Origin of the sequence: Photorhabdus caribbeanensis (assembly GCF_018448885.1) — a bacterium.
Classification (GTDB): domain Bacteria; phylum Pseudomonadota; class Gammaproteobacteria; order Enterobacterales; family Enterobacteriaceae; genus Photorhabdus; species Photorhabdus caribbeanensis.
The window spans coordinates 88,790-105,621 of sequence record NZ_RCWB01000014.1 but is presented as its reverse complement, the minus strand read 5'-3'; the positions used below and the strand labels follow the sequence as shown (position 1 = coordinate 105,621).

General features: G+C 43.7%; 17 protein-coding genes and 1 riboswitch. Of the genes, 10 read left to right on the top strand and 7 right to left on the bottom strand.

Translation table 11 applies throughout. The annotated features are described in order from the left end of the window. Positions 1 to 38 precede the first annotated feature (38 nt). From dnaG to EAE90_RS24255, 3 genes are all read right to left on the bottom strand, one after another. On the bottom strand, positions 39 to 1,781 hold the full coding sequence (gene dnaG / locus EAE90_RS11615; protein ID WP_214053633.1) for a DNA primase: 1,743 nt from the start codon (positions 1,779 to 1,781) through the stop codon (positions 39 to 41). 120 nt (positions 1,782 to 1,901) lie between these two features. Then, entirely contained in the window at positions 1,902 to 2,117 is a 216-nt protein-coding gene (gene rpsU, locus EAE90_RS11610; protein WP_001144069.1) for a 30S ribosomal protein S21, read from the bottom strand. A 12-nt stretch (positions 2,118 to 2,129) separates the two neighbouring features. Next, the gene (locus tag EAE90_RS24255; protein WP_281422333.1) at positions 2,130 to 2,261 is read right to left on the bottom strand and encodes a hypothetical protein; all 132 of its coding nucleotides are present in this window, start codon (positions 2,259 to 2,261) and stop codon (positions 2,130 to 2,132) included. A 150-nt stretch (positions 2,262 to 2,411) separates the two neighbouring features. Between EAE90_RS24255 and tsaD the strand changes: the two genes are divergently transcribed. Then, on the top strand, positions 2,412 to 3,425 hold the full coding sequence (gene tsaD / locus EAE90_RS11605; protein WP_214053632.1) for a tRNA (adenosine(37)-N6)-threonylcarbamoyltransferase complex transferase subunit TsaD: 1,014 nt from the start codon (positions 2,412 to 2,414) through the stop codon (positions 3,423 to 3,425). 59 nt (positions 3,426 to 3,484) lie between these two features. On the opposite strand, the gene plsY is transcribed toward tsaD, so the two are convergent. Further along, positions 3,485 to 4,132, bottom strand: coding sequence for a glycerol-3-phosphate 1-O-acyltransferase PlsY (gene plsY / locus EAE90_RS11600; RefSeq protein WP_214053631.1), 648 nt, complete (start codon positions 4,130 to 4,132; stop codon positions 3,485 to 3,487). A 106-nt stretch (positions 4,133 to 4,238) separates the two neighbouring features. On the opposite strand from plsY, the gene folB reads away from it, so the two are divergent. Next, a complete protein-coding gene (gene folB, locus EAE90_RS11595; protein WP_214053646.1) occupies positions 4,239 to 4,589 on the top strand; it encodes a bifunctional dihydroneopterin aldolase/7,8-dihydroneopterin epimerase in 351 nt (116 codons plus the stop codon). A 176-nt stretch (positions 4,590 to 4,765) separates the two neighbouring features. Then, positions 4,766 to 5,584 (top strand): undecaprenyl-diphosphate phosphatase, encoded by an 819-nt coding sequence (bacA, locus tag EAE90_RS11590; RefSeq protein ID WP_214053630.1) that lies wholly within the window; start codon positions 4,766 to 4,768, stop codon positions 5,582 to 5,584. A gap of 64 nt (positions 5,585 to 5,648) precedes the next feature. On the opposite strand, the gene EAE90_RS11585 is transcribed toward bacA, so the two are convergent. Next, positions 5,649 to 6,914, bottom strand: a complete 1,266-nt coding sequence (locus EAE90_RS11585) for a multifunctional CCA addition/repair protein (RefSeq protein WP_214053629.1) — start codon at positions 6,912 to 6,914, stop codon at positions 5,649 to 5,651. 16 nt (positions 6,915 to 6,930) lie between these two features. Then, positions 6,931 to 7,551, bottom strand: a complete 621-nt coding sequence (locus EAE90_RS11580; protein WP_214053628.1) for a TIGR04211 family SH3 domain-containing protein — start codon at positions 7,549 to 7,551, stop codon at positions 6,931 to 6,933. Positions 7,552 to 7,813: 262 nt separating this feature from the next. Between EAE90_RS11580 and EAE90_RS11575 the strand changes: the two genes are divergently transcribed. From EAE90_RS11575 to EAE90_RS11550, 6 genes are all read left to right on the top strand, one after another. Further along, a complete protein-coding gene (locus EAE90_RS11575) occupies positions 7,814 to 8,752 on the top strand; it encodes a CYTH domain-containing protein (protein WP_214053627.1) in 939 nt (312 codons plus the stop codon). Positions 8,753 to 8,785: 33 nt separating this feature from the next. Next, entirely contained in the window at positions 8,786 to 11,641 is a 2,856-nt protein-coding gene (glnE, locus tag EAE90_RS11570) for a bifunctional [glutamate--ammonia ligase]-adenylyl-L-tyrosine phosphorylase/[glutamate--ammonia-ligase] adenylyltransferase (RefSeq protein WP_214053626.1), read from the top strand. An 85-nt stretch (positions 11,642 to 11,726) separates the two neighbouring features. After that, positions 11,727 to 13,151, top strand: coding sequence for a bifunctional D-glycero-beta-D-manno-heptose-7-phosphate kinase/D-glycero-beta-D-manno-heptose 1-phosphate adenylyltransferase HldE (gene hldE, locus EAE90_RS11565; RefSeq protein ID WP_214053625.1), 1,425 nt, complete (start codon positions 11,727 to 11,729; stop codon positions 13,149 to 13,151). Positions 13,152 to 13,626: 475 nt separating this feature from the next. Then, the gene (locus tag EAE90_RS11560) at positions 13,627 to 14,298 is read left to right on the top strand and encodes a CsgG/HfaB family protein (RefSeq protein ID WP_214053624.1); all 672 of its coding nucleotides are present in this window, start codon (positions 13,627 to 13,629) and stop codon (positions 14,296 to 14,298) included. A gap of 21 nt (positions 14,299 to 14,319) precedes the next feature. Then, positions 14,320 to 14,679, top strand: coding sequence for a DUF4810 domain-containing protein (locus tag EAE90_RS11555; RefSeq protein ID WP_214053623.1), 360 nt, complete (start codon positions 14,320 to 14,322; stop codon positions 14,677 to 14,679). Beyond that, positions 14,676 to 15,344: a DUF799 domain-containing protein gene (locus tag EAE90_RS11550; RefSeq protein WP_214053622.1), complete on the top strand. Its 669-nt coding sequence runs from the start codon at positions 14,676 to 14,678 to the stop codon at positions 15,342 to 15,344. Before EAE90_RS11555 ends, EAE90_RS11550 begins: the two co-directional genes overlap by 4 nt. 69 nt (positions 15,345 to 15,413) lie before the next feature. Here the strand turns inward: EAE90_RS11550 and ubiK are convergent, their stop codons facing one another. Beyond that, positions 15,414 to 15,704, bottom strand: coding sequence for a ubiquinone biosynthesis accessory factor UbiK (ubiK, locus tag EAE90_RS11545; RefSeq protein ID WP_214053621.1), 291 nt, complete (start codon positions 15,702 to 15,704; stop codon positions 15,414 to 15,416). A 136-nt stretch (positions 15,705 to 15,840) separates the two neighbouring features. Beyond that, positions 15,841 to 16,018: riboswitch (FMN riboswitch) on the top strand. A gap of 154 nt (positions 16,019 to 16,172) precedes the next feature. Here ubiK and ribB point away from each other — a divergent pair. Further along, positions 16,173 to 16,826 carry a 3,4-dihydroxy-2-butanone-4-phosphate synthase gene (gene ribB / locus EAE90_RS11540; protein ID WP_214053620.1) on the top strand — a complete coding sequence of 218 codons (654 nt, stop codon included), beginning with the start codon at positions 16,173 to 16,175 and terminating at the stop codon, positions 16,824 to 16,826. Positions 16,827 to 16,832: the final 6 nt, after the last annotated feature.

Here is a 16,832-nt window from a genome sequence, read left to right as displayed (position 1 = left end):
CCCTACCAAATGCGGCACTTAAGCCGTGAATTCAGTGTTTACTTTCTGGCACGGGATTCATTAATCAAGCGAACTTCTTCGCGCTCTTCCGGTGTCAGACCTTCGGTTCTTGCCTTGGCGATAAGAATGTCTAAACGTTCTTCTAACGCTGAATCAACGAGATGATCCAATGCGTCACGAAATGTATTTTCTGCTATTTCTTCTACTTGTATATCGTTCCATGTAGCTAATTTTTCAAGTTGTTTACTAAATTTATTATCACGATATTGTTCTAGCAGTTGTCCAGTTGTCAGCCCTGGCTGAGTAAGACAAACCTCCACAAGCTCCGTAAATAATGATAAGCCTGCGATTTTGGCCTGCATAATTCCCTGTAGGGGAACTAAAGCGGCTAAGTGTGGGTTTTGTACCAACAGTCCTATAAGTATACGCATAGTTGTCGGTTTTAGCTGCGGCATCTGATAATTATTCCCACTTTCCAGACGCTGCGGCAATAAACGTTCCAACTGTACTGCATCAGGAATGCCTATCATATTGCCAAGTTCTTGTCTCATATAGAGACGCAAAGTTTCCCCAGGAATCTGGTTAATCAATGGTACAGAAAGTGAACTGAGTTTTGTTTTCCCTTCAGGGCTACTCAGGTCAACTTGTGGCAGTAATGATTCAAACAGAAATTCAGACAATGTATGAGATTGTTCCATTCTTTGTTCAAATGCTTTCCGGCCTTCCTTACGGACTAGTGAATCAGGATCTTCGCCATCAGGCAAAAACATAAAACGTAACTGCCTACCATCATTCAGATAAGGTAGCGCTGTTTCCAATGCTCGCCATGCTGCATCACGCCCGGCTCTGTCGCCATCGTAACAGCAGATGACGTTATCAGTAGCACGAAAAAGTAATTGAATATGTTCCGATGTAGTGGAAGTACCTAGAGAGGCAACAGCATAATCAATACCAAACTGCGCCAGTGCTACCACATCCATATAACCTTCAACCACTAATAACCGTGAAAGGTCACTGTAATTTTGTTGTGCTTCATAGAGGCCGTATAGCTGACGGCCTTTATGGAAAATTTCAGTCTCTGGTGAGTTGAGGTATTTTGGGAGTGCATCCCCTAAAACACGTCCACCAAATGCAATCACGCGCCCTCTACGGTCACGGATTGGAAACATTATTCGTTCGCGGAAGCGGTCATACGTGTGGCCATTGTCATTTGTGACCAGCATGCCGGCATCATTTAATTGTTGATGCTCTTCCGCGTTATGAGCAAACCGTTTCAAGGTGTTATCCCAACCAGCGGGAGCGAAACCAATCGAGAAACGGTGGATAATTTCTTCACTAAGCCCACGCTGAGCCAGATATTGCCGGGCTTGTTGTGCAGCGGGGGTGTTTAATACATTTTGATAGAAGCTGTTAAGCTTATCCATCAGTTGATAAAGGTTTTGTCTTTGGTGACGTTCTATCTGACTGCTACTGGAACCCGCTTCATAAGGGACTTCCAGACCATGCATGGCAGCTAATTCTTCGATGGATTCGACAAACTCAAGTCTGTCGTAATTCATCAGAAAATCGATGGCGTTGCCGTGAGCTCCGCAACCAAAGCAATGATAAAACTGTTTATCGCCATTAACAGTAAACGAGGGTGTCTTTTCGTTATGAAATGGACAGCACGCGTGGTGATTTTTACCCTGTTTTTTAAGCGGCACACGAACATCGATCAGATCGATGATATCGGTACGAGCTAATAAGTCATTGATAAATGCGCGCGGAATTCGTCCAGCCATAAGCCCTTTTACGCCTGTTGATGAACGACAATAAGCCGCGCTCCCTTTCGGAAAGCACGGCCTTTATCTGCAACTACTGTTGTCTGCAAATTCAATCACTATGCGGATCAACCGCAAGGATTAGTACAGACGAGTGCGGCGTGCGTTTTCACGAGCCAGCTTCTTAGCGTGACGTTTTACAGCAGAAGCTTTAGCGCGTTTACGTTCAGTCGTTGGTTTTTCATAGAATTCACGACGGCGAACTTCTGCTAATACACCTGCTTTTTCGCAGGAACGCTTAAAGCGACGCAATGCTACGTCGAATGGCTCGTTTTCACGTACTTTAATTACCGGCATGTGCCTCTCACCTCAATAGAAATCGGTCTTGCTGGCGTGGGATGCCAGCCATCTTAAAATGGTGCGGAATTTTACTTCAATGAACACGGCTTTGTAAAGCGCCGCAGCAAATTGAAACAACAACATCACGACGGTGGTCTGCAAATCAGTTCCGTAATATTGATGATAACCACACAGGGATTTTATGTAGAAGAGTGATTATAGACTAAGCAGCAAAAATAGTCAGCATGTAAGCCGCGCAAATTATCTTATTAATGATAAACTGACTCTCTTCTGTGGAATATAGGTAGTGTAATGCGAGTTTTAGGTATAGAAACGTCCTGCGATGAAACCGGGATCGCAATTTATGACGACAAAGCCGGTTTATTGGCAAATCAATTATACAGTCAGATTAAACTGCATGCTGATTACGGTGGTGTCGTGCCTGAATTGGCTTCACGTGACCATATCCGCAAAACAGTGCCTTTGATTCAAGCTGCTTTGAAAGAGGCCGGATTAACCCGTAAAGATATTGATGCGGTGGCTTATACGGCAGGTCCTGGTCTGGTTGGCGCGTTGTTGGTAGGGGCGACGATTGGCCGTTCTCTGGCGTTTGCTTGGAACGTTCCTGCGATTCCTGTCCATCATATGGAAGGGCATTTACTAGCCCCGATGCTGGAAGATAACAGCCCTGAATTCCCGTTTGTGGCTTTGCTGGTGTCTGGTGGTCATACACAGCTCATTAGTGTAACGGGTATTGGTAAGTATGAGCTGCTTGGTGAATCAATAGATGATGCCGCTGGTGAAGCATTTGATAAAACAGCTAAGTTACTGGGATTGGATTATCCCGGGGGGCCGATACTCTCTGGGATGGCTCAGAAAGGAGAAGCTGGGCGTTTTGTATTTCCTCGTCCGATGACAGATCGTCCTGGGCTGGATTTCAGTTTTTCAGGATTGAAAACTTTTGCTGCTAATACTATTCATAGCAACAGTGATGATGAGCAGACTAGAGCGGATATTGCTCGTGCTTTTGAAGATGCGGTAGTTGATACATTAGCGATTAAATGTAAAAGAGCGCTTGAGCAGACCGGATTCAAGCGACTGGTAATGGCTGGTGGTGTCAGCGCCAATCGTACATTGCGCACCAAGATGGAAGAGGTCATGGCAAAATTGGGTGGCGAAGTATTTTATGCGCGTCCTGAATTCTGTACAGATAACGGCGCTATGATTGCGCTTGCCGGTATGATCCGCCTAAAAGGAGGAGTGAATGATTCACTTGGCGTGACAGTCAAAGCCCGCTGGCCGTTGTCGGAATTACCCGCATTATAAATCTTCAAATAAAAGACCAGTAACTCAATGAGTTGCTGGTTTTTATCCGGTTATGTTGTTTATCTTCGTTCTTTTTTTGTTTGGTTTTTTTCTTTTTCGGTCATCTCTTTTTTCTTTTTGAGCTTGTTCCAGATACGACTTTCTTGGCCACGCCACAGACGCTGGATATTATCATGGTGACGTAGTAGCACCAGACAGCAGAGCATGGCGACGGGGAAAGTAAATTCAGGTTTAAACCACCAGACATAGAACGGTGCTATCAAGGCACTGATAATTGCCCCTAAAGAGGAATAGCCGCTTAGTAATATAGTTAGCAGCCAGGTACCCATCATCAAACCTGTTAGATCCCAACCGATTACCGCAATAGCGCCAAAAGCAGTTGCGACACCCTTACCGCCTTTAAATTGGAAAAAGATCGGGTAAATATGACCGAGACAGGCCGCCATTGCTGTAATCCCTAAATAGAACGGGGGAACATAGAGTTGATAAGCCAACCAGACGGGGATCATCCCTTTCAAAACATCACAAATTAGTACTATTGCCGCGGTACTGCGGCCGCCAATTCGCAGTACATTTGTCGCGCCAGGGTTGCCTGAGCCATATTGACGAGGATCAGGTAAACCAGCCAGACGACAAATAAGTATTGCGCTGGAGATTGAACCGCAAAGATACGCGAAGATGATCATACCAAGCGCGATAGCACTCATAATGTCTCCCCAATAATAATGGTCGTTTTCTTAGCCTAGTCATGGATAATACGCATATTTAGTCGGAAGTGGTATCCGACAAATTGAAAAACAGGAAAATGACGTGATGGATATCGTATTTATTGAGGAATTAGTCGTTATTACTACAATTGGTGTTTACGACTGGGAACAGACCATTAAACAGAAGTTAGTGTTCGATATCGAAATGGGATGGGATAATAAACGCGCATCTTCCAGTGATGATGTCGAATATTGTCTGGATTATGCCAGAGTTAGCGAAGCGATCATCAGCCATGTAGAAAATCAGAATTTTGCTCTGGTTGAAAGAGTGGCTGAAGAGGTAGCGGATCTGCTGTTAAACCGTTTTAATTCGCCGTGGGTACGGGTAAAAGTCAGTAAACCGGGCGCTGTCGCGCAGGCTCGTCAAGTTGGTGTTATTATTGAAAGAAAAAAATAATCTGATCAGTAGTGAATTCGGCTGCCATATTATTGTCATTGTTCTTACATAGACTGGCATGCAGTGATGCCAGGCTTGATAATTATGTCAATTGATTAATGACAATGGGAATAATGGTAGCTGAGTTTATTCTATGCTACTTGTTTCGGATATTTATTAATGGGCGATCTCTCTATATGACTGACCTTTCTACCTTGTTTCATGCAGCTATTCTTGGTGTTGTTGAAGGGCTAACTGAATTTCTTCCTGTTTCCTCTACCGGCCATATGATTATCGTTGGCCATATGTTGGGATTTACTGGCGATAAAGCTGAAACATTTGAAGTTATTATCCAGCTTGGATCTATCCTTGCGGTGGTAGTGGTGTTTTGGCGTCGTTTGTTTGGGCTTATTGGCATCCACTTTGGTGAAGTTCCTCACGAAGGTAAAACCAATGGTAAACTGAAATTAAGCCATATTATTTTAGCAATGTTACCTGCGGTGACGCTTGGGTTGCTGTTCCATGATGTCATCAAATCGCTGTTTAACCCACAAAGCGTGATGTACGCCTTGGTTATTGGTGGTGTGTTGCTGATTACAGCAGAAATCTTGAAACCTAAAACACCGAGAGCAGAAGGGCTGGATGATATTACTTATCGTCAGGCTTTTATGATTGGTTGTTTTCAGTGTCTGGCGTTGTGGCCGGGATTTTCCCGTTCAGGCGCGACAATCTCTGGTGGAATGCTGATGGGAGTTAATCGTTATACGGCATCAGAGTTCTCGTTTATTCTGGCTGTACCTATGATGATGGGGGCAAGTGGATTAGACTTATATAAGAGCCTGCATTTTTTGAGTGCTGCTGATATCCCAATGTTTGCTGTTGGTTTTATTACTGCATTTGTTGTCGCGTTAGTCGCCATTAAAACTTTTCTGGCATTGATTAAGCGTATATCTTTTATCCCATTTGCTATCTACCGCTTTATTGTGGCCGCCGCTGTTTACTGGGTATTTATGTAGCGAATGGTTCCCCTGATATCAATTTAATTCGAATATTATCCAATATTTGATATCAGGGGATGTTTCAGGTAGCTGTATTATTTTGAACGGTATTGCCTTGAACAGTATGGTCTTGTTGTTTCCATTCCGCTAATGCGTGCTGACGTTGACGTCGTAACTCATGACCAATGTCAGCACCAAGCAACCCACTGTCTACAATGTTTTTTACTTGAACCTGGCTGGCAATGTTGAAAGCCTGTCGCAGATAATCACCTTGTGGATATGGCGTGTTTTCAAAGCCAGTACGACCCCGTGCATCGGCTTCACTGATGATAATCAATTGCTCTATGCGCTGAGGTTTACGCCATGCATCAATGGCGTCAAACAATTTAAGTAATGTTTTTGGCCGCAATTGAGCGACGGTATGCACTAAATCATGATATTGAGCAGCCAGTTTTGCCAAATCACGGGCAGAATTCGGAATGCGCAGGCGTTGGCACAATTGATCAACTAACTTAACACCTGCTGGCCCATGTCCATAATGGTGAGGCCACTGTTCTGGCGGAGTCAACCCTTTGCCAAGATCATGGCATAGAGCAGCAAAACGGCTATCGATTTCATCTGTTAATTCAGTCGCTACTTTCAGCACCATTAACGTATGAATACCGGTATCAATCTCAGGATGCCACTTCTCTGGTGCGGGAACGCCAAACAAATTATCGATTTCAGGAAACAACACCGCCAATGCGCCACAATCACGTAAAACTTGAAAAAAGATCTGAGGGGAATGGGTGGCAAGCGCTTTTTCGGTTTCTTTCCAGACACGTTCTGGTGTGAGTGCTGATAGTTCGCCGTTAATTGCCATATTTGACATTAACGCTTGTGTTTCTGGGGCGATAGTAAACCCTAAATGGGCGAAACGAGCGGCAAAACGAGCCACTCGTAATACCCTTAGTGGATCTTCAAAGAAAGCATCAGAAACATGGCGTAAGATACGATTGTTTAAATCATCAACACCATGATAAGGATCGACAAGTTTACCTGTGGGTGTTTGAGCAATCGCATTAATTGTCAGATCACGGCGCTGCAAATCGTCTTCCAGTGTGACATCTGGCGCAGCATAGCAAGTAAAACCGGTATATCCCTGACCGGATTTTCTCTCGGTGCGTGCCAGTGCATACTCTTCGTGGGTTTTGGGATGCAGGAATACCGGAAAATCTTTGCCAACTTGCTGATATCCTTGGGATAGCAGCTCTTCTGGCGTTCCACCCACAACAACCCAATCCCGCTCATTTACAGGAAAATTTAGCAGGCGATCACGTACTGCGCCGCCAACCAGATAGACTCTCACTTAATATGTTCCTTAATCAACTCATCCAACGGTCATTACGCTTACGGCGTGGAAGCATATGTGGCAGTAATAACCCAAAGATTAAACCAGCGCCTGCAACGCCACCGCCGTACATGAACCATTGCAGAATGATATTGCGTTGTTTGTCATCAAGTTGCAGATTTGCAGCATCGAGCTTTTTTTCTGCTACCGTCAGTTTGTTTTTCAACTTCTCATTCTCTTTTTTCAACTCTGCAATAATGTTACTGCTATTGGCAACTTTCAGCTGCATATCGGCAGTGCGCTGATTCCAGTTATTGTCTATATTGGCTAACTTATCCGTCAATGTTTTTACTTCCTGTTCTAATCCTGGCAGACGGGTACGCAGGCTGGGTTTATTACTAAGCTGGTTAACTGGTAGCCAGACAACACGGCCTTTATCATCTTTAACTTGGGCGTAATTACTGTCCCGATTGATGCTTATCAATGTGACTGCATCACCGGCATTGAGTGTACCGGCTATCCGGTATTGATTACCCGGTCCGGCGTGTGTGTAGGTAGATAACTCATCAGATACATAGCGCTTTTCTTCCGCATGGGTAGTCAGCGAAAAGCTTAGGCTCAATAGTGCCGTAAGAAGTAAATGTAATTTTCGCATTGTGATTTCAACTGTTCTTTATCTATGGTGAGTTTAGAATTTGATAGTAAAGAGTTAAGTTTGCTAGAGCAATCGGTAAACCAACATGACACTTTTCTAATCGATTGAATACATGGCTTGTTGTCTGCTGAACGAAACATTTCCTGTTAATTACTATCATAACTTGCAGGAAAGAGAAATTTTAATTTTCTTCTTACTCATCGTGGAAAAAAGCGAAATCAAGGTAAGATGAAGGATAAAGATTGTTATCAATGGTACAGATATGAGTGTAGAAATTGAATTAAAACTTATCGCCAGACCGCAAGCTATTCCTGCAATTCGTCAGCAGTTACTGTTGTTTCCTCATGACTATTTTTCTCCCCAAAAGTTGACCAATATCTATTTCGAAACGTCGGATAACCAACTGCGCAGTCTTGATATGGGGTTGCGGATCCGTGGTTTTGATGATCAGTATGAGATGACGATCAAAACAGCTGGTAAGGTGGTTGGCGGGTTGCATCAGCGACCGGAATATAATGTGCCATTGGTAAAACCGGAACTGGCATTGACTCTGTTTCCACAGCATATCTGGCCCGACAATTGTGATGTGGAAGCGTTGCAATCCCGTTTGAATGCGTTATTCAGTACTGACTTTATACGCGAAAAGTGGGTGGTAACTTATGGACAAAGTGAGATCGAAGTGGTGCTCGATCAGGGCGAAATTATTGCGGCCAATCGTAAGGAGCCAATTTGTGAGTTTGAACTGGAGTTAAAGCAAGGAACTATAACCGATGTATTAGCATTGGCGGTTGAATTGGCAAAATCAAACGGCTTGCGGCAAGGAAATAAAAGTAAAGCCGCTCGTGGTTATCAGTTAGCTCAGGGAAAACCAAAGGCAGCTTTACTTTCAACTCAGGTAGAAATTGATATGCAGCAGTCATTACCTTCGGTACTCACGTCAATGTTGGCCCATTGGCAAGAACAAGAGGAGCGTTGGTTGGCCGGTTTATCGGATGGTCGGGATGGTTTAAAGCAAGTACTGACTTTGATTCATCAGACGATCGAATATCCTGGTGCGCCGGGACAGTTAGATAACCAATTAGTTGCTATCAACCAGAAATTATTGGATACGGAAACAGAAGCTGAAACGCTATGTTATAGCTCGCTCTATTTACAATGTAAGTTGGCACTGACTATGTGGTTAATAAATCCATGTGGTTAATAAATCTCTCCGCTTAAATAACAGGAATTTTCTATGTTGCCACTTTCAACCCCGCTTCTGGCTCAACTACAGCGTGTGACGGAACATTTTCAACAACTGGTATTAAGTGTTGAGCCTTTTTCTGCTCATGAGCAGGCGGTATTGTCACTGAGTGATTTTGTTGTTGAAAACCTGCAAGCTCATCCTGAGTGGTTAGCCGAGATCCGCCAACATCCACCTAGAGCGCAGGAGAGGCATCAATATGCTGAATGGCTGCAACAGTTACTCGCATCGGTAGAGGATGAAAATACCCTTATGCGGGTTTTACGTCAGTTTCGTAACAAGATTCTGGTGAGAATAGCCTGGTCGCAGGCACTGTATAGCATTACGACTCAGGAGACGCTGCAACAACTCAGTATGTTGGCTGAAACATTGATTATTGCGGCTCGTGACTGGTTATATCAGCGTTGTTGTCAGGATTGGGGAACCCCTTGTAATGAGCGGGGAGAGCCTCAACCACTGTTAATTCTCGGTATGGGAAAACTTGGCGGTGGCGAGTTGAACTTCTCTTCTGATATTGATTTGATTTTTGTCTATCCTGAAAACGGTCTTACCCAAGGCGGCCGTCGTGAAATGGATAACGCTCAGTTTTTTACCCGTCTGGGGCAGCGTCTTATCAAAGTGCTTGATCAGCAAACTGTGGATGGTTTTGTGTATCGGATGGATATGCGTCTGCGTCCGTTCGGTGATAGTGGCCCATTGGTGTTCAGTTTTGTTGCATTGGAAGATTACTATCAAGAGCAAGGGCGTGATTGGGAACGTTATGCGATGGTGAAGGCGCGGATTATGGGTTCGGGCGACCAAGTGTATGGTGAAGAATTACGCAGGATGTTAAGACCGTTTGTCTTTCGCCGTTACATTGATTTCAGTGTGATTCAATCCTTGAGAAATATGAAAGGTATGATTGAACGGGAAGTGCGTCGCCGTGGCTTGAAAAACAATATCAAACTGGGCGCTGGTGGTATCCGTGAAATTGAATTTATTGCCCAAGTGTTCCAGCTTATTCGTGGTGGGCGTGAACTGTGTTTGCAATCTCAGGCGTTGTTGCCAACTCTTCAAATATTAGCGCAGTTGGCGATTTTGCAACCATTGCAGGTGAAACAACTTGCTGATGGTTATCTCTTTTTACGGCGGCTAGAAAATCTTTTACAGTCAATTAACGATCAACAAACCCAGACTCTGCCAGAAGATGAGTTGAATTGTGCACGACTGACGTGGGGCATGGGATTTGAAAGTTGGGATGCTCTGATAATTGAATTGAACAGCAAGATGGGCGCTATTCGGGCCATTTTTACGCAATTAATTGGCGATGACAGTGATAATAGTGAAGAGGAACTTGGTCATGCGCCATTTAAAAGTCTGTGGCTGGAAGATCTCGAAAAAGAAGAATTAATCATACTAGCTCCGAATTTGGATGAAGCGATTGCACAACAGATATTGCATATCATTTCTGTATTCCGTCATGATGTGGGTAAAAGAACCATTGGTCCTCGTGGGCGTGATGTACTCGACCATTTGATGCCACGTTTGTTGACAAAAGTTTGTTTGCGACAAGATGCTAATCAAAATGCCAATATAGTGCTAGAACGGGTTATTCCGTTGCTGTTAAGTATCGTCAGCCGTACAACTTACCTGGAACTGATACTTGAATCGGAAGCTGTATTGACACATGTTATCCGGTTGTGTGCAGCTTCACCGATGATTGCGGATCAGCTTGCCTGTCACCCATTGTTGTTGGATGAACTGCTTGATCCACAATTCCTGTATAAACCTTTGCCATTGGATGCCTATAAAGATGAGTTGCGGCAATATTTGTTGCGGATACCAGAAGATGATGAAGAGCAACAACTAGAAGCGCTCCGCCAGTTTAAGCAGGCGCAATTACTGAGGATTGCGGCGGAGGATATCACTGGCGTATTGCCGGTGATGAAAGTCAGTGATCATCTCACTTATTTGGCAGAAGCGATTATTGAAGCAGTCGTTCAACAGGCGTGGGGACAAATGGCAAAACGCTATGGTGTTCCATCACATCTGAGTCAGCGGCAAGGTCTGGGATTTGCTGTGATTGGTTATGGCAAATTAGGTGGTTGGGAGTTGGGTTATAGTTCTGATCTTGATTTAGTTTTCCTGCTTGATTGCCCGGTGGATGTGATGACTGATGGCGATCGATCGATTGATGCCCGGCAATTTTATTTGCGTCTTGCCCAACGAATTATGCACTTATTCAGTGCTCGAACCTCCTCTGGCGTGTTGTATGACGTGGATGTCCGCCTGCGTCCTTCCGGGGAATCTGGCATGTTAGTCAGTACCATCGGCGCATTTGCTGATTATCAGCAAAATCAAGCGTGGACTTGGGAACATCAGGCGTTGGTACGTGCTCGCATGGTATTTGGTGATGAAAACTTACATCGGGATTTTGAGCGGATACGCCATCAGACGTTATGTACGCGACGAGAACCCGCTTTGTTGCGTCAGCAGGTAAGGGAAATGCGGGAAAAGATGCATAAACATTTAGGCAGTCGCCATTCAGATCAATTTGATATTAAAGCTGATCCGGGGGGGATCACAGATATCGAATTTATCGCTCAATATTTGGTGCTTCGTTACGCGGCTGAAAATGAGCGTCTGGTGCGTTGGTCGGATAATGTGCGGATTTTTCAATTAATGGCGGCCTATGAAATTATGGATGAAGATGAGGCGGCCGGATTAACGCAGGCTTACGTTTCTATGCGTGATGAACTGCATCATCTGGCGCTACAGACGCTTTCCAGTCGAGTATCAACCCATTGTTTCAGCGAGCAACAGGAACGGGTACGCCGTAGTTGGCAACAGTGGTTGGGTGAACAATAACGGGTTTTACTGGTTTGGTGTAGGGATTTTACAGTCGTATGATAATATTTGGCACCAATTTAATATCTAATATTTGGAGCAAGGGATGAAAATGACACTCCCGGATTTTCACTGTGCAGGAGTTTTAGTCGTCGGTGATGTGATGTTAGATCGCTACTGGTATGGGCCGACCAGCCGGATTTCACCGGAAGCGCCGGTGCCTGTTGTAAAAGTCAATACCATTGAGGAGCGTCCGGGAGGCGCTGCCAACGTTGCTATGAATATTGCGGCTCTTGGAGCAAATTCGCATTTAATCGGTTTGACTGGGATTGATGACGCAGCACATGCGCTGAATGAGAAACTGAGTAGCGTTAAGGTGCGCTGTGATTTTGTTTCTGTTCCGACACATCCGACAATTACCAAACTGAGGGTACTTTCCCGTAACCAGCAATTAATTCGCTTAGATTTTGAAGAAGGTTTCGATAATGTCGATGCGCAACCGATGTTTGAGCGCATTGAACAGGCGTTACCCCATATTGGCGCATTGGTTCTATCTGACTACGCCAAAGGTGCGCTGAGTCAGGTTCAGGACATGATCAAACTAGCAAACGCGGCCAAAGTTCCGGTGTTAATCGATCCGAAAGGTAATGATTTTGAGCGTTATCGTGGGGCAACTTTACTCACACCGAATCTGTCTGAATTTGAAGCGGTGGTGGGCCACTGCAAAGATGACAATGAATTGGTTGAGAAAGGTACTCGGCTAGTTAAGGATTTGGATCTTCAAGCATTATTGATTACCCGCTCTGAACAGGGGATGAGTTTATTGAGTGTTGATCAACCTCCATTACATTTGCCTACACAGGCGCAGGAAGTGTTTGATGTTACGGGTGCTGGCGATACGGTTATTGGCGTGTTAGCAACGGCGATTGCGGCTGGAAAGCCACTGAATGAAGCTTGTTTCCTGGCGAATGCTGCTGCGGGGGTTGTCGTTGGCAAACTGGGAACGTCGACCGTTTCGCCGATTGAATTGGAAAATGCTATCCGTGGCCGCGCTGAAACGGGTTTTGGTGTGATGACTGAATTTCAGCTTAAACAGGCTGTTGCTGATGCTCGTCAACGTGGTGAAAGGATTGTGATGACTAATGGCTGCTTTGATATTCTGCATGCAGGTCATGTCTCATATCTGGAGAATGCTCGTAAACTGGGTGATCGGTTAATTGTTGCTGTTAACAGTGATGCATCAACTAAACGTCTGAAAGGTGAGAGCCGTCCTGTTAATCCACTAGAACAACGCATGATTGTGTTATCTGCTCTGGGCGCGGTGGATTGGGTTGTGCCGTTTGAGGAGGATACGCCACAGCGATTGATTGCGGATGTTTTGCCGGATGTATTGGTAAAAGGGGGCGATTATAAACCGGGAGAAATTGCTGGCAGTGAAGAAGTTTGGGCTGCGGGCGGAGAAGTCAAAGTATTGAACTTTGAAGATGGTATTTCAACAACCAATATCATCAAGGCGATTAAAAATCAGTAAATAATGCTTTAGTTTGTCATTGAAAACAGCCGGAAGATATTACTGCATTGAACGCTGTAGATTATTTATTTGATCATATTATTAGAATGAAAGCCGGGTAAGAGATGAAATCTTCCCGGCTATTTTTTATTTAATTTGTACTTAATTGAGTGATATTTCATCATAAATAATATAGATATTTGTAATATCAGGTGCGAGTAATTTAATTAACGACACAAACATTATCAAAATATTATAAGTAAAATTTAATTTAATGTGATTTTACTATCTATACCGGTGGGGTATTAATCTGAAAAAGTGTGATGTAACAGATAGTTTTTTATCTTTGTGGCATAAAATGCTGGTCACATAACGCTGGCTTATTCATAATGATTTCTGATGTAAATGATTTTTTAATGAAATATGTTATCTATAACTTTTACCTTTTAAAGTTAGTAGATAAACGGATAAATTTTTTACGCAGGAATAAGTCTTTATGCAAGGTAAGTTGATTTTATCTTCAATTTGTTTAGCTTCGGCAATATTAGCAGGGTGTACAACTGAATCTTCTAATACCGTCCAGGTACAAAAAGTTAATTCTTATAATACGGTATATCAGGGTGTTCGTAGTCCAATTGCGATCGGTAAGTTTGAAAACCGTTCCAGTTATCAAAATGGCATTTTCTCCGACGGCGTTGATCGCCTTGGTAATCAATCTAAAACGATTTTAATCTCGCACTTACAGCAGACAGGGCGTTTTACGGTGCTGGAACGCACTAATATGGCGGAACTGAAAGCAGAAGCGGGTTTACAAGGTAAATCGCAGAAGTTGAAAGGTGCTACTTACGTTATTACCGGTGATGTGACTGAATTTGGCCGCAAAGAAGTGGGTGATCATCAGTTATGGGGCTTGTTAGGGCGTGGTAAATCACAGGTGGCTTATTCTAAGGTCATGTTGAATGTGGTGAATGTAGAAACTTCCGAAGTGGTTTTCTCTGTGGCAGGAGCAGGAGAATATAAATTATCTAACCGTGAAATTATCGGCTTTGGTGGTACTGCCAGTTATGACTCCACACTAAATGGTAAAGTATTGGATCTGGCTATTCGTGAAGCAGTAAACCGTCTGGTTGAAAGTGTTGAAACCGGTGCATGGAAGCCATCTAATTAAGAAATATAGGGATATATATTCATGATATTAATGAAAAAAGCGGGTTTATTGCTGGCAGCTATGACCTTAGCGGGTTGCGTCACGCAGCCAAAAACAATTTATGAGTGGGATAAATATCAACCTACAATTTATCAATATTATCAGCAAGATAAGATGGGGTTTGAAGAGCAGTTACAGGCTTTGCAGCAGGTAATTGAAAGAGCGAAAGCGAAAGATAAGCCTGTACCGCCTGGGTTGCATGCTCAGATTGGTCTGCTTTATAGCAAAACAGGTCGTGTTTCAGAAGCATTCCATCAGTTTGAAACAGAGAAAAAATTATTTCCTGAGTCAGCGCCATTTATGGATTTTTTATTAAGTAAAAATAAAGGAACTATGCAATGAACCGTATTCTCGTCGCATTAAGTCTATTGGCGGCATTTGTGCTGACAGGATGTAGTAAATCTGTCCCTTATGATTACACCGCATTTAGAGAAAGCAAACCTAAATCTATTCTGGTTCTGCCAGCGGTAAACAAATCTTTGGAAGTTAAAGCAGGGCACAGCCTGATTTCTCATGTGACATATCCATTGGCAGAATCTGGCTATTACGTTTTTCCTGTTGCTGTTGTGGAAGAGACATTTCAGCAAAATGGCGTGACAGCGGCACAGGATGTTCAGAATATCAGTTATAAAAAATTGCATGATATTTTTGGTGCAGATTCAGCGCTCTATTTGGATATTGAAGAATATGGTACGCAATATCAGATTATCAACAGCGATACGCGTGTAACGGCTTCAGCGAGGTTGGTGGATTTGCGTAATGGTAAACAACTGTGGTATGGCCGTGCAACGGCTTCATCAACTGAAAATCAAAACAATTCGAATAATCTTGTTGGCATGTTGGTATCTGCCGTAATTTCACAGATAGCTAATACCATTATGGATAAAGGTCATGAAATTGCTGGCATTACAAGTAACCGCTTACTGACAGCCGGTGGTAGTCATAGTTTGCTTTATGGCCCACGTTCTGAGCATTACGGCAAAGAACAGCATTTAATTTCTAATTAAGTGTGGTGATGGTAATGAGCAGATATGATATCTGCTCATTATCGCGGTTATTTTTATGTATGGTAATAATTACTCTTCTTTTTTTGCCGTGTAATCAGCAGATAGAACATTCTTATTCTCAAGCTTCGCTTCTAGTTCACTTAAACGCTGTTCCATTGCGGTTAATTTTTCACGAGTACGTAACAGAACCTGAGTTTGAATATCAAATTCTTCACGATTCACTAAATCAAGCTTGCCAAGTTGGGATTGCAAAATCATCCGTAATTTTTTCTCTACATCACCACCGAACTCTTTAACCCCCTTTGGTAAAGAATCCTGGATCTGGCGGGCAATTTGTTCAATTTTTTTGGGATCGAGCATGATGCATCCTTTTTATGACATAAATAATTTCTGAATAGTGTAATACCAGATAGTAAAACCACAAACCATTGTGAGCCAGGTTTCACATTTGATTTTGTTGATTGCTGCCGACAAATATTAGCGTTATAGTTCACTAGCTTATCTCAGGGCGGGGTGAAAGTCCCCACCGGCGGTAAACATCAGTCCATCTTTTGGATGGCATGATGAAGCCCGCGAGCGCTCCGTTTGTGGTTATCTTTATGATAAAGCGGAGGTCAGCAGATCCAGTGTAATTCTGGAGCCGACGGTGATAGTCCGGATGGGAGAGAATAACGGCATCTGTCGGGCTTTGTGCTCGTCTGTTGTTCCGGCTATGGTATTCACACATGATATTAATAATATTAATGTTATGGCGTGATGTTATAGCGAGAACTCCTCAAGACCGCCCTGATTCTGGTAATCCATAAATTTTAATGAGGTTTCTTTACCATGAATCAGACGCTACTTTCTGAATATGGCACATCATCAGAACGTGTTGAACACGCCATTAACGCTTTGCGTGATGGAAGGGGGGTGATGGTGCTGGATAATGAAGATCGTGAAAATGAAGGTGATATTATCTTTGCGGCCGAAACAATGACCGTAGAGCAAATGGCACTGACTATCCGTCATGGCAGTGGCATTGTCTGTTTATGTCTGACAGAAGAGCGCCGTCAGCAATTGCAATTGCCTATGATGGTGGAAAATAACTCTAGCCAGTTCCAGACCGCATTCACCATAACCATTGAGGCCGCTCAGGGAGTGACGACGGGGGTTTCTGCGGCTGACCGCATCACGACCATTCGTGCAGCGATTGCAAATAATGCCAAACCCAGTGATTTGAACTGTCCGGGGCATGTTTTTCCACTACGTGCCCAACCTGGCGGTGTATTGGTTCGTCAGGGGCATACTGAGGCAGCAATTGATTTAGTCAGTTTAGCCGGATTTAAACCAGCGGGTGTATTGTGCGAATTAACCAATGATGACGGTTCAATGGCGCGTACTCCGGAGGTAGTGCAATTTGCGAAACTACATAATATGCCGGTAGTCACTATTGAGGATCTAGTGATTTATCGCCAGGCAATGGAACAGAAAGCAAGCTGAAATCTA